Origin of the sequence: Limosilactobacillus balticus (assembly GCF_014145615.1) — a bacterium.
Lineage (GTDB): Bacteria > Bacillota > Bacilli > Lactobacillales > Lactobacillaceae > Limosilactobacillus > Limosilactobacillus balticus.
Map to the genome: position 1 here is coordinate 1 of NZ_JACIVH010000034.1, position 12,828 is coordinate 12,828.

Consider the following 12,828-nt stretch of genomic DNA (forward strand, 5'->3'; position numbering starts at 1 on the left):
ATCACATCGTGATTGAAGACCCTACACATTTGATTCGTCGAAACTTTGTTCAGTTTTCAAAGGTCTACCTGTTGGCTAACCAAGCAGCCAATCAACATATTTATTATAACATGTATCAAGTTGGCTTGTCAAGAAGAAATTTTAATTAATTTTGAATTTCTTTTGATCGATAACTCAATCAGCAACTTTATTAATATATCATGTCATCAATAGGATGTCAACAGCATTTTCAAAAAATGTCATTTGAACTGTGCAACCAATAAATAAGTCTAAGCAGTCGCAAAATTTACTTCATCTCTTATCGCTGACAGGGATTTCATTATATCTCATCTACAAAGCCTTTGCAAGCATTATTTTATTTTTTATGCATATCATTCAAAAATTGTTGAAGGTTTAACTCTTCATTGACTTTTTGGAACGTTTCAGTATTCCAACCATTACTACCCGTAATAACTAGTTTATTGTTATCAAGCGCTGCGGTAAGTGGATTAGTTACATCATGGTCTTCCAAATTTATAAGGTAGCGTTCTCCGTCTTTACGCCAAGTTAAGCTATCATCTGTGTCCGGATTATTCTTATCAGCATAAACATATCGACCTGTTCCGTTTTCGTTTAAGACAATAGCTGCTCCGTCTTGATCATCTCGATACGATCCAACAACTTTTACAGTTTTAGTTATTTGAGGCGAATTCTTTTTTACTACTTTATTGTCACGAACTGGATTAAGTTGTTTACTAGCAAACTGTTTATAATTTACCCCTAAAATTCCTAACAAGATTACCAGTAATATGGTAAATGTAATTAACCCAATATGGTATCGTTTCTTTTTAGAATTTCTCACCATCATCCCCCCATCCTTCCTAGTATTATCTCATCATTTCAGTAAATCTGTCACATCTTTTTTAATTAACCTTTTCTTTTCTTCAAGTTGAATAAATTCCCGAAGATATTTAAAGGGAAAAGGAATTACTGTCAACTGATGAAATCGTACAAAATTCACCCTCATCATTTGAAGAAACTTCAAGATGTTTTCGGTCTCAATCGTAGCAAAACCACGCTCATTTAATTTAGTATTAGGTTGAAGTTGCCAGATATGAGATGCCTTCGCAATTGACATATTCATATTTTTACTAATAGTTCCTACATTATAGTAAATAACATCCTGATCGTCTTTATCAAAAAAATAATTAATATCCGTTAACCCAGAGAGATATTTTTGAACATGGGCTTTTGTTTTTGGCTTCACTTTCAAAACTAGGCCATATTGTTCATATAATTCATCTAATAACAAATTAATTGCAATTGGACTTAAGATTTTATTCTTCTTCATAAAGTCAAATTCATCTTTTAAGTCATTGATACTAAACGAATTCAGCTCTCTTTTATTAATAATAGAAATGAGGCTTTGATATTTAGCACTATACTTAGGGTAACTTTTACTTAAGTCATTTAAGGTAGATTTAATCTCCTCTTTTGTTACTGACGAACAATTTTGATGACTAATCATTTCGTTGAGATCGTCAAAAAGCTCAGCATTAGGCAAAGTAAAAATATTTTTCCTGTTTAAATTGTAGAAGGTATTAGCAGGAGTTTTAATTAGGTACTGGGGGTCTGTATTATCAGCACCAATAAATTTTGAGCTTTCTTGTAAATCTAACCGTCTCACCTCAAATTCAATACCATTAATCATTTTAAATAGATAGACCGCTTTAGCACCATAAACTTCCTTTACTACTTGATAGAACTCCCATCCTTTCATTGAATCTGGTGAATGATATAGACTTAACCTTCTTCCTTTCAAATCTTTCTTTATTATCAACTCTTTTAACGAATTAATTAGCGTACTTTTTAAATCCCCCTTCCTAAAGGTATCAATTGTCAAATGCTGCACTATTGCCTGCTGGTAGTCGGTCGCGTAATTATCTTTAATGTCGTCATGAGTTTGAAAATACTGCTTATTATTAATCACAACTAGATTATATCAATGTCGTCATGAGTTTGAAAATACTGCTTATTATTAATCACAACTAGATTATATCCAAATTTATCTTCAACGGTCTGTCTAATATTGACTTTAACTGTTGGTAGAAGCCGAACCAATGCGGCCTTAATATCTTCTATCCTTTCATCCCCCACAATCCGGTTATCGATTAAGTTTAACTGGTTCTTCGCAAAGAATTCTTCGATGTGCTTATCTAACCGATTCCCCCATTCAGTTTGTGATAGCCGTCCTAAAAGTTGTTTTGCTGTATCTACTTTTTCAAATTTTAATTCAGAAAAATACTCTCTAAAAGCTGAATTAAAAACACTTACCAAGTTATACAAGTGATAAAACTTAGTTGACTGTACTTGATTTAATTTACCATCTGACCAAAATAGCATTTGGCGCGGCTTATCTTTAGGATATAAAGGAGCATTAATAAAGCAATTTTCGGTATTTAAGTTCTTATTATATTTATTTACCTGCTTTATTTGCCATTTTTTCAAATCAATATCAAACCATGGCGCATTGTTAAGACTTTTCCTCTCCATGTTATTAAACAAACTAATTCCATGTTCCTTAAAACTTTTAACTTTAGTAAACCGTGAAGTTGATAAAAACAAGTTACAATCATTACCAACCACTAACCTTGTTAGATCAAGGTAAATTTTTTGAGTAAGATGTGGCTTCGACGGTGTGAGAAAAAGATTACCAAGCATCCCCGTTCCCTTAATTCCATAGAAGGGTAACATATTAAAAAATAGTCGTAGGATGACGGCTTTATCTAAAGAAGAGACTGCTTTCTCATCTAATTTTGACACCCTAAAAGTATGCTGACTATACTTCTCAATTGTTGCCCTTATCTCTTGAACATTTACCGCTGACTTTTTAGCGATTAAATATAAACGATATACATTCTTTTGGATTTTCTTCCCCGTTAGCGCATTAATATATAAGTTATTTTCTACATCGATATTAATGCTAAAAATTCTTCTTGGAATAAAACGTTGCTCTTCTAAATTTTGATCAACTGAATATATATCATAGCTAGTCAGAATTTTGTGAGTATCAATATCAAATTTAGCAAGCTGATTAGTTGTTATCATTTCTGTCTCCTTTTATTCAAAATAATCCAATAAATTTTTCGCAAATTGACTGTTAAGTTTCCCGTCAGCTAAAAACATACTAGGGCATGTAAAGAACTGTTGATCCGATTGTGGAGTGATCAATTTTTGTTCATATTTACTATTAGGTTTAAGTTGGCGGAAATTAATAAAGTATACTGGATTATTCTCTGTACAATTAGCCAGTTTTAGGCGGGCCTTCTTAAATACTTCTGCTTGTTCAGTGGCATTAGTGATCTCATTATAATCTTTGATATCAACAAAAACTTTCTTCTTATCCTTTGTTTGCAGGTAGCAATCAAATAATTCAAATTCATTGTCTGCCATTGAATAAACCTTAATCCCTAAGTATTTACAAATAACTTTAAATACTTCTTCACTTAAAGCTGGACGATAAAAATTATTAAATATTCCTGGCAATAATTGATAATGGTGTGGCTTTTCAAAATCATGATAGTAACCTAATAAGTCAAGTTCTTCTTTGAGCCAAGGGTTTGCTTCATATATCCGATTTAAAGTCTTTCCATAGTGGACAAAGTCAAATTGATGCTGGTTATAGCGTTGAATTGGAACAGTGTCAATAGCCAGTAACCAATTATAGTCACCATCGATAGCAAAGTAATATTTATTGACTGCTTTTTCGAATTGCCAATGGAGACGCTGAATAGTTGCAGAGGCATCATCACCAAACGGATACTTCAATATCATTTCACGTAATCTTTGCCACATCTCTTTTGTCCCTTGCCGGTCTTCTTGCAATTGAGATGGCAACCAAACCGTAAAACGATATTGGATTTCATTAGCCATATTGAGCTTTTCATAAAGTAGCCTTGCTTTTTCTTTTTTAAGTTCCGCTTCTATCTCAGAAATATCAGCTAATACTGCTGCCATTTCTAAAGTAGTTCGTTTATTATTCAAATAGTCGCTTACAAGATTCTTTTTTGCGGCATTATCTATTAGGATCAGGGGGCAGCTACTCTTGATATTGGTCCGTGCCATTCTCCCTAAAGCTTGCTCAATATAAACACCCCCAGCAATTTTTACTGGTTGCAAATCATTTTGCCGATAATTATTTACTGGGCCACCATTTATATAGGCATATAAATTTTTCCGATAAGTTGCCCTCGTAATATGACCATTTCCATATAAGGCATCTTGTTCACCGATTATGTGTAACATTTTCTTTATCAAAAACTGTTCGTCGCCTCTGCCAATCCAAGTGGCGATATGAGTAGGAGCTTCAAGGTATTCGCCATCAATGTCTTTAGATAAATTTTGTTTGCCGATTATTACTCCATTTTTACTTTTGACTAGCTCTGTTAATGTTTCCGCATCAATTGAGTAATGAAGATTAATCCCTCTTCCCAAAGCAGCATAAGTGGTTACCATAATGTTAAGCTTGCCGTTTGTCCAATCCTTTTTTATTAGGGGAATCTTTTGCTGAGCATTTTGAGCATCAACAACTGTTAAGGAAACCTTCCCCATTCCTATCGCCTTTAAACATAACTTGTACCAATGTAATAACTCTTCGCTAACTTTCTTATTTTTAAATAATACATATGCTGGATTAAGAGGGCGCTCATTATAAAATTTTGCAAACGTAATAAGCGCTTGCACTGTTTTTAGGTTCCGCAAAAGAGTAAAACTCACTTGGCCATCTCCCGCTAACGAAATTACATCATTAGGTCTTAACCCTTCTTCTTCTGGATATACAGTAAAGAGTTCAGCAGGAATACGGTTAACCTTAAGCACCCTTTGTAAAAGGTCTTTTGCAAAAATAGTGTCTTGTCCTTTAATCGGTAAGTCAACATTCGTAATTGAGACATTAATTCCGGCTCTTCTTTCTGCTGCCAAATAATCTTTATTTTCTTTATCTAGCTCTTTCTCCAACTGCGTCGACAATTGATAATTATTCTTCACATGCGCTTCAATCCACTGATAATCAAAATTGTTTAACATCGTTGGGCTTTTAGCGGTCGCCGACAAACCATATACGTGCCATTTATTTGCTAAAAATGCCAGGAGCCTTTCAGCACTAAAGTTGGAATGATACCAATAAACGTGATCACCAAATGCTTTATCGTCATTACTCATTATCTGTAAGTATTCATAGCCATTTGCGTAAATACTTTGGTTGTCACCAAACAATCTCTCAGTCGTCAAATCAAATCTTCCTGTTATCCCATCTTCAAGACGACTTAATATATATGTGGTTTTATCTTCTTCATTGCTTTCATCTAAAATACTCCGGATGATATAGGCGGTTGCCTCATTTGCCGTCCAGTCTTTTCTTTCAGCTCTGGTTACGTTTTGACCGATTTTCTGCACGTTTTTGACGAAAAACCGAATTAACTTTTGCAAATGCTTTAAAACTTGCGAAAGCCTCAGTTCACCATGTTGATATAATGCTTTATCAGACTTAATCAAATTTAACTGTTGTTTAGGATCTGATTGAATGACTAAATACCTTTCAGCTTCTGTCTTACCTAACAGTTGGTTTTGCATCCCAAGATTAAAGATAAAGCGTTGGTTTCCATTCCTTAACGAATCGTCAAGCTTGACGCGATATAATAAGTTTAGATTTTTATAAGTATCACACATTTTTTGCTGCATAACTTTTAGAATATCTTTATTATCGTTATTACCATTTATCCCCGGCGCATCAATAATCTGCTGTGGTAAAGTTGTCATACAGTCGTTTACTTTTATGATTATTCTTCGGTAAATATGAAACAAATCAAGACGGTCCCTAAATGCCAAATCACTTTTGTCAGTAATCTGGTCGATGATGAAATCATTCCAATCTTCTTTGATCTCATCGACCTCATCCATAATTAAGTGAACCTTTTTCTGAGAAAAGGCGGCCCAGGTATGCATTGTACTGGCTTTAGGAGTTTTAATAAGGGTGAGAAATTTCCTACTTGTCATAAAGACAACCCGTTTCTCTTTTAATTTAAGTTCAGGAAACATCTTGAATACCCATGGAATGTTTGCAGTTATTTCCTCTAAGATATAATTGTTACTAATCTTTTTAGAAAGGGACTTCTTCTTAATATCTCTAACTAAATTCTTTTTCAAAAGCGGAACTGCTTTACTGAAATCTTCATCATCTATATGTTTATTTTGAGAAAAGTGGAGACCTTTTTGAAAGAAATAAAATTGATACCTCTTCATTGCTTTTTTCAATGTTTCGGCAAATAATGGATAACGGTGTTTAAACGGTGATAAAAAATTCGTGACTCTAGAAGAAATACTATCAATGTCAGTCGGTGCAAGCCCCTTAAAGAGCACTTTATTTAAATAATCACTAACTTCATCAACTTCAGATTTAAGTAAGATGACATTATGCTCAACAAAATGTTTATCTTTTCCTTTTTCTTCTAATTGGTTAGCTAATCCCCGCCATGCTTCGTCTCGATTCTGTCTGCTAGGAGTTATGTAGATAATGACATCGGAGTTCTTACTTTTCATTAGCATATCCGTTACCCACTGCAGAGCACCCGTTGTTTTCCCAGAGCCAGTTCGATTTTCAAATAATGCTAAACCTGGAAGCTGCTTTTCAGCAATTTCATTAAACAGCTTAACCGTTAAATTCTCCATTGGCACTATCCCCCTTCAAAAAAGCAAAAAGGGGCTCCTTGCTGATCAAAGAGTCTCCCGAATAATAATTTGATAATTGCAAAAAATCTATGTGTTGCTGAAAGATAATTCATTTTACTTATTTGCTGCTATTTTCTTGCCCTTATTTACATAGTGAAGCGTACCAATTGGACCATCAACGTGAAGTTTACCATTCTTATAAACAAGTTTGGTTACTGCCGCATTCTGCATTGGCTTTCCATCATATTTTTTAGAAATGGTTGAAAGATATTCATTAATTGACATTCCGGAACTAACGACTAAGACATTGCCGCCACCTTGTTTTTGAGTCGTTTTTGCAATGTGAAGCAATTCGGAATTCATCCGTTTTTGAACCTGAGCTGAGCTTTCTGCCCGATCGCTCTTAGCCAACTTGGTATTTTGCGAATTGTCCATATCAAGTTTATGGTAGGCATCTTGGAGCTTATTCCAGTAATCTTTGCCAGTTGCTTGCTGGAACTGCTTGCCATCTTGATAACCATAAACATTAGCAATCTTCTGGTTATCAGCTTCAATACTATCTCCTTCAAAGCTCCCATATCCGCCTTCACGTAACATTGGTGTGGTCGTAATCTTTGTATTTGGATTGGCAGAATACTTCAATGCTTGTTGTGCAGTAACTTCTTGCCGGGTTAAGTTACCTGTGTAGGCATGCTTAAATTTAATTCCCTTTAATCCATAGCCCAAATCATTAGCAACGGTAATCCCATTTTTAGTTAATGGGAAATCACTCGATCCTTGTACCCGTTGCATTACATTACCAGTAGTTTCTCCGTGACGTGTAAGATAGATTGTTACCTGCTTATCATTAGAGGCTGCATAGGTAGTAGCTGGAACTGCCGTCATCGCAGAGCTCCCTAATAGTAAACCTGATAAAACAGCACACATTACTGTTAATTTTTTGAATTTCATTAAACTTTCTCCAATTCTTATCAGATTCTTTCAGCAACATCCTTATTTTACACATTTTTGTAAGCGTATTCAATAACATTTTTGTCAAATCTCAAGAATAAGCATTAGCAGCTACTCTTTTCTTTTTCCCTAAAAGAATTACAATGATCGTGAGGTGATAAGAATGAAAATTCTTGTAACGAAAAATAAAGAAGAAGCAAGCCAAAAAGCTTTTAAACTTCTTCAAACAGATATTATAAACGGCGCCCAGGTACTTGGTCTCGCAACAGGAAGTTCTCCACTAGGCCTTTATCAAAAGATGACTAGTAGTTCAGTTGATTATTCCAGCCTTATTTCTATTAATCTTGACGAATATGTCGGTCTTAAACCAACTGATCCGCAAAGTTACCATTACTTTATGGAGCATCATCTTTTCGCTCAAAAGCCATTTGCCAAAAGTTTTATTCCAGATGGCAGTAATCTGAACGCCACTGAAGTAATTAATCACTATAATCAGATTTTGGCTACTTATCCTATTGATACGCAAATTTTAGGAATTGGCAATAATGGTCATATTGGTTTTAATGAACCTGGAACTCCCTTTGATAGCCAAACCCATAAAGTAAAGTTGACCCTTGCTACTATCAATGCCAACGCGCGCTTTTTTACTTCAAGCAAGGACGTACCAACAGAAGCCTACACAATGGGAATTGGTTCAATCATAAAAGCAAAACATATCATTTTACTCGCGTTTGGTGAGCAAAAAGCAGACGCAATCAACAAAATGATCAACGGTAAAGTCACGACTGCTGTTCCGGCATCAGCCCTCCAACAGCATCCAAACATAACAGTGATTCTTGATAAACAAGCAGCTAGTAAACTAGCTTAACCAGCACTTTTCTGTAAAGCCATGGTCTTAGCAATAATACCGACATCTGATTGGTTTAATCCGGCAATCATTTCCGCGTTATCTGCTGGGTAATCAATTACCTGACCATGATGAAGGGCAATTAACTGAATGAATAATTTAGTTGACCGGCCATTCCCTTCACGAAACGGATGAATATAATTTATATCATTTAAGAGAGCAGCATAATCCTCAATAGTAGGCTGCTTTTTCTTATTCAATCGCCAAATTTCATCATTAATATATTTAATTGCATTATCAAAGCGACCATATTCCAAAAAATCAAAACCTGCCTTTGAAATATAGTAGTTTCGTAACTTACCCGCCCAGTCATAAAGCCAACCAAAAAGGAATTTGTTAATTGTCTGCAAATCTTCAAAGCTCTTAATTTTCGGTTGTTGTTGAAGAAGGGCCACTTCCCTTTCTGCTACACCACGATACTCAATTAAGCTTAATTCATCCGCGTTTTTAATTGCAAACTTATTGCGGAGGGTTCCATTATCATATAAAAATTTTGCTTGAAGTTCTTCATCAGTCATCTTCATCACCAAATAATTGCTCAATTTCCATTAAAATTTCATCATCTGGATTTTCAGCGCTCTCTTTTAATTGTCTTATCTCTGTTGCTGTAGGCGCCCATCCCTCTAAAACATTACTCTCAACCGCAAATCGAACTTGTTGATAAGAAGAAGGTGTTTGGAACTGCACGTGCTGAATCGTTAATTGATCATCATCAGTATGTAAGTGAAAATCAAAGTCCTGGATTCGATCTAATAATTCTCCCGGACGCTCCCCTAAAGCATCTGCAAGTGCATTAAGAATCTGAATTGACCAGGTTGCAACAGGGCGTTTAAGTGTTTCGTTAACCTGTGCAACGTCAAGGCTGCTTTCTTGAGCAACAAATGCGACTGTCATATTATTGGTTTTTAAAATATTGATGATGTTTTCTGCCATATCTCTACTCCATTTTTACTTTATTGTTTCCATTATAGCGAGAAAATAAAATAATGAAAAATAGACTGCTAACTCCCACATAATGAAAGTAACAGTCTATTTTAAGCAATTAAGCATGTTTGCGCTTGCGATCGATAATTGTCAATCCAGTCGCTGCCATTAATGAGCTTCCGAGAAGAAGTAATGCAAGCTCTTCATCATTACCAGTTTGTGGTAAAGTTGCTTGTTGGTCAGTTGCTTTTTGTTTTTGACCATTGAGTGATGAAGGCGTCAAATTAATTAATTGACTATTAGCAGCAACTATGGTTTGTTGCTTAGGTTGAGCATGTAATGTAACAGTTTCGGCTGGTTGACCAGCTGTTGTTGGCAAGGTTACTGTTGGAGATACCGGTTGGCTTGGAACTTCTTGAAGCTGATTTCCTTCAGTCTGAGAATTAGGATCGTTTTGAGTGTTCTGGTTAGTTCCTGTTTGTGACTGTGATTCTGAGTCAGCCTTCGCTAATTGTTCAGCAGTCAAATAAATTTTACGGTTCATTGTTGGAGCGGTAATTGGTTTACCATCATTAGTCATATCAGTAATATAATCAATAAACGCGTCTGTATCTTGACCAACAATCCCGACGACTTTGGTACCTTTAAATGCAGAAAAGCCATCTCCGCCACCAGCTAAAAAGTCATTAATAACAACATTGTAAGTCTTATTCATCTCAAGCGGTTGATTATGTTGGTCATAAACTTGAACGACTTTATACGGTTGGTTAGGATCATTTTGATCAGTATAAGTATAACGAAGCCCGGAAATCTGTAAATAGTAAGCTTGGTCTTCGTCATATTGTTGATTCAAAGCTTCAACGATTTGTGCCCCTGTCATCTCAACTACCCGCAAAATATTACCAAATGGCTGAACTGCTTGAGCACTACCCCAGGTAATGGAACGATCAGGATTAACATGCAGATCTGCACGAACGCCCCCTGTATTAGTCATTGCAAAATCAGCTGGTAAGCCCACCTTATGCGCGGCATATAATTGACCATCAACTACTAATTCACCAACGGCATTTTCACGAGTAGGGGTATTATGCAAGCGTCCAAGAATATCGCCTGTGGTAGCAGCTTCCCCTATTTTCTTATTAATAATTGGTGCTACTCGATTATTAGCATCTTCAACAATTGCTGTAACATTTGCATCCGTTTTTATATTAGGTGCATCCTTTTCAGATAGTACAGGAAAGACATGTGAAACGAGACTATTGGGTGCGAAATCATTAGTTGTTGGATCGATGTAGCCGATAATATCATCGTAAGCCTTACCCGTGTAAATAGCTTGCACTAATTTCACACTACCAACAGTAGCATTAGCATATTGATGGGAGTGCCCAGCAATATAAAGGTCCACAGAATTATCAGGGTCAATTTGGTAAAGCTTCTTAATGATATCAACAGCGTTACCCTTAGTACTGCCATCTTTATCCGTTGAAACCCCCGTATGGGCAAGAACTACAATTGCATTAACACCCTTTTTGCGTAAAATTTGATCATATTTTGCAATTGTTTCAGCTTCATCTAAAACATCATAATCTTTGTAATTATCGTATAAAGTTAAAATTGGGAGGGAAGTCGTTTCAATGCCGATAAAGCCAATCCGAGCAACTTTACCATCACTAGTATGAATCTCTTTAATCAAGTATGGTTGCATTCCAAATGGGATCTGACCATCAGATTTGTTTACAACGTTGGCGGTAATAATATTAATCCCCGTTTTCACATGAGGATAGGCCATCTCAGCGTCATTGTATTGTTTAGTAGGTTCGCCACCATTAACAATCCGCATATACTCAGCTAATCCTTCATCGAACTCATGGTTTCCTAAAGTTCCTATTTCAAAATGCATTGCGTCTAAAGCATGCATGGTTGACTCATCTTGGAGAAGAGCAGAATTTGCTGGAGAGGCTCCAACCATATCTCCGGCTTCTACCCGAATTGAAGTTCCCGTCGGATTAGCATTCTTAAAACTTTCTTCCGCTGCATCGAGGTTACCAGCAAGGCGCGCAGCTGTCCCAGTATTCGAATAAGTCTTGTCTCCAATCGTTGCTGATCCAGTCGTTTCTAACCCACCATGCAAGTCATTGATTCCTAAAATTTGAACTGGAATGTCGTTTTGATATTTGGCTGGGTCAGACCAATCGGTAGTTGTTTGCGGCGTACTTGCCTCATCCTTATTAGTCTGAACCATTGGCGTAACATTACTATGGGTAGTTTCGCCATTAACTGTTGTCCCCGTCGTATCCGCATGAACACTATTAGCTTGGAAAGATAATCCTAACAATGCTGTCCCTAACAATAAACAATATTTTGAACTATTATTCTTCATAAAAAACTCCTCTATAAATATACAATGGACAATAGCTTAAAAGTTGTTTTAATTTTATCATGACCAAAAGTTAATTTTTATAGTAATTTCGACGCTTATGTAAGGGCATACAACAAGACCAGATTAACTTTTTAAATTGACTTTTATATGATATGATCTTAGAGGGGAAAAACATCTATTAAAGAATATGGGGGAAGTATACTGTGAGAAAACTAGCAACAATCTTTACTAGCTTTTTTGCTGGAATATGTTTATTTATTATTCCAATTAACCAACATTCAGTACTTGCCAGTGATTTACCACTCACCGTTAATATCCCAGACGGTAAGAATGCGCAAGCTACAAATAAAGGAATTAAGATTGATACTGAAGCAGACGGATCTGTCACTTTTTCAGGAAAGACTGAAGCCAATGCAACCATTAAAATTGTGAAGCATGGCGGAAACAACGGTCACTATACTGTTGAAACCGATGATAATGGTAATTTTAGTAAGAGTCTAAAACTTGCTACTAGTACCAAGAAGTGTCGTTTCGATATTACCGCCACTAATAGTGATGATGATAAAAGCGCCAAAACAAGTTTTACTGTTACTAATACTACTTACGTAAAACCAGTTGTTGAAAGCGAATCATCTTCAGAAATATCATCGAGCAGCAGTAGTGAGGAAAGTTCAGCAGTTAATACAAGCAGCAGTTCAACTGCACCATCGAATAACGGTGATATGCGAACCGATCAGGCCGGTATGATCGTCGGTAATGCTCGTTCAAAAATCTACCATACGCCTGATCAGCAAGGCTACCATATGAATTCAGCAAATGCGGTCTACTTCAACTCAGAAGCGGAAGCGCAAGCCGCTGGATATCGTAAGTCATTAAGATAAAATAATTTCAAAGTCATTATTGCCCTCCCCACAATAATGGCTTTTTATTATAAGAAAAAGCTAAGAAAAATTTCCTAGCT

The 12,828-nt window shown here is 35.9% G+C and carries 10 protein-coding genes; 2 read left to right on the forward strand and 8 right to left on the reverse strand.

What is annotated here, in order from left to right; all coding sequences use genetic code 11:
- Positions 1-355 precede the first annotated feature (355 nt).
- The 5 genes from H5S10_RS00180 to H5S10_RS00200 all read right to left on the reverse strand — a co-directional run bounded on the left by H5S10_RS00180 (position 356) and on the right by H5S10_RS00200 (position 7,656).
- Positions 356-847, reverse strand: a complete 492-nt coding sequence (locus tag H5S10_RS00180) for a lipocalin/fatty acid-binding family protein (protein WP_182588322.1) — start codon at positions 845-847, stop codon at positions 356-358.
- Between the two features lie 27 nt (positions 848-874).
- Complete coding sequence (locus H5S10_RS00185) at positions 875-1,891, reverse strand: hypothetical protein (protein ID WP_231795419.1); 1,017 nt, start codon at positions 1,889-1,891, stop codon at positions 875-877.
- 80 nt (positions 1,892-1,971) lie between these two features.
- Positions 1,972-3,087, reverse strand: coding sequence for a hypothetical protein (locus H5S10_RS10245; protein WP_231795420.1), 1,116 nt, complete (start codon positions 3,085-3,087; stop codon positions 1,972-1,974).
- A gap of 12 nt (positions 3,088-3,099) precedes the next feature.
- On the reverse strand, positions 3,100-6,705 hold the full coding sequence (locus H5S10_RS00195) for a hypothetical protein (RefSeq protein ID WP_182588323.1): 3,606 nt from the start codon (positions 6,703-6,705) through the stop codon (positions 3,100-3,102).
- 114 nt (positions 6,706-6,819) lie between these two features.
- Complete coding sequence (locus tag H5S10_RS00200) at positions 6,820-7,656, reverse strand: histidine phosphatase family protein (RefSeq protein WP_152701628.1); 837 nt, start codon at positions 7,654-7,656, stop codon at positions 6,820-6,822.
- 163 nt (positions 7,657-7,819) lie between these two features.
- Between H5S10_RS00200 and H5S10_RS00205 the strand changes: the two genes are divergently transcribed.
- The gene (locus H5S10_RS00205) at positions 7,820-8,524 is read left to right on the forward strand and encodes a glucosamine-6-phosphate deaminase (protein WP_182588324.1); all 705 of its coding nucleotides are present in this window, start codon (positions 7,820-7,822) and stop codon (positions 8,522-8,524) included.
- Here H5S10_RS00205 and H5S10_RS00210 read toward each other — a convergent pair.
- From H5S10_RS00210 to H5S10_RS00220, 3 genes are all read right to left on the reverse strand, one after another.
- Positions 8,521-9,081, reverse strand: coding sequence for a Fic/DOC family protein (locus tag H5S10_RS00210; RefSeq protein WP_182588325.1), 561 nt, complete (start codon positions 9,079-9,081; stop codon positions 8,521-8,523). The two genes, H5S10_RS00205 and H5S10_RS00210, sit on opposite strands and share 4 nt — an antisense overlap.
- On the reverse strand, positions 9,074-9,496 hold the full coding sequence (locus tag H5S10_RS00215) for a helix-turn-helix domain-containing protein (RefSeq protein WP_182588326.1): 423 nt from the start codon (positions 9,494-9,496) through the stop codon (positions 9,074-9,076). The genes H5S10_RS00210 and H5S10_RS00215 overlap by 8 nt, the downstream gene beginning before the upstream one ends.
- A 109-nt stretch (positions 9,497-9,605) precedes the next feature.
- Positions 9,606-11,867, reverse strand: coding sequence for a bifunctional metallophosphatase/5'-nucleotidase (locus tag H5S10_RS00220; RefSeq protein WP_182588327.1), 2,262 nt, complete (start codon positions 11,865-11,867; stop codon positions 9,606-9,608).
- A gap of 203 nt (positions 11,868-12,070) precedes the next feature.
- On the opposite strand from H5S10_RS00220, the gene H5S10_RS00225 reads away from it, so the two are divergent.
- Positions 12,071-12,748: a sunset domain-containing protein gene (locus H5S10_RS00225; RefSeq protein ID WP_182586991.1), complete on the forward strand. Its 678-nt coding sequence runs from the start codon at positions 12,071-12,073 to the stop codon at positions 12,746-12,748.
- The last annotated feature ends 80 nt before the right edge of the window (positions 12,749-12,828 follow it).

Coding starts and splice junctions, on each gene's coding strand:
- H5S10_RS00180 (WP_182588322.1), bottom strand. CDS start 847: ATGATGGTGAGAAATTCTAAAAAGAAACGATACCATATTGGGTTAATT.
- H5S10_RS10245 (WP_231795420.1), bottom strand. CDS start 3,087: ATGATAACAACTAATCAGCTTGCTAAATTTGATATTGATACTCACAAA.
- H5S10_RS00195 (WP_182588323.1), bottom strand. CDS start 6,705: ATGGAGAATTTAACGGTTAAGCTGTTTAATGAAATTGCTGAAAAGCAG.
- H5S10_RS00200 (WP_152701628.1), bottom strand. CDS start 7,656: ATGAAATTCAAAAAATTAACAGTAATGTGTGCTGTTTTATCAGGTTTA.
- H5S10_RS00205 (WP_182588324.1), top strand. CDS start 7,820: ATGAAAATTCTTGTAACGAAAAATAAAGAAGAAGCAAGCCAAAAAGCT.
- H5S10_RS00210 (WP_182588325.1), bottom strand. CDS start 9,081: ATGACTGATGAAGAACTTCAAGCAAAATTTTTATATGATAATGGAACC.
- H5S10_RS00215 (WP_182588326.1), bottom strand. CDS start 9,496: ATGGCAGAAAACATCATCAATATTTTAAAAACCAATAATATGACAGTC.
- H5S10_RS00220 (WP_182588327.1), bottom strand. CDS start 11,867: ATGAAGAATAATAGTTCAAAATATTGTTTATTGTTAGGGACAGCATTG.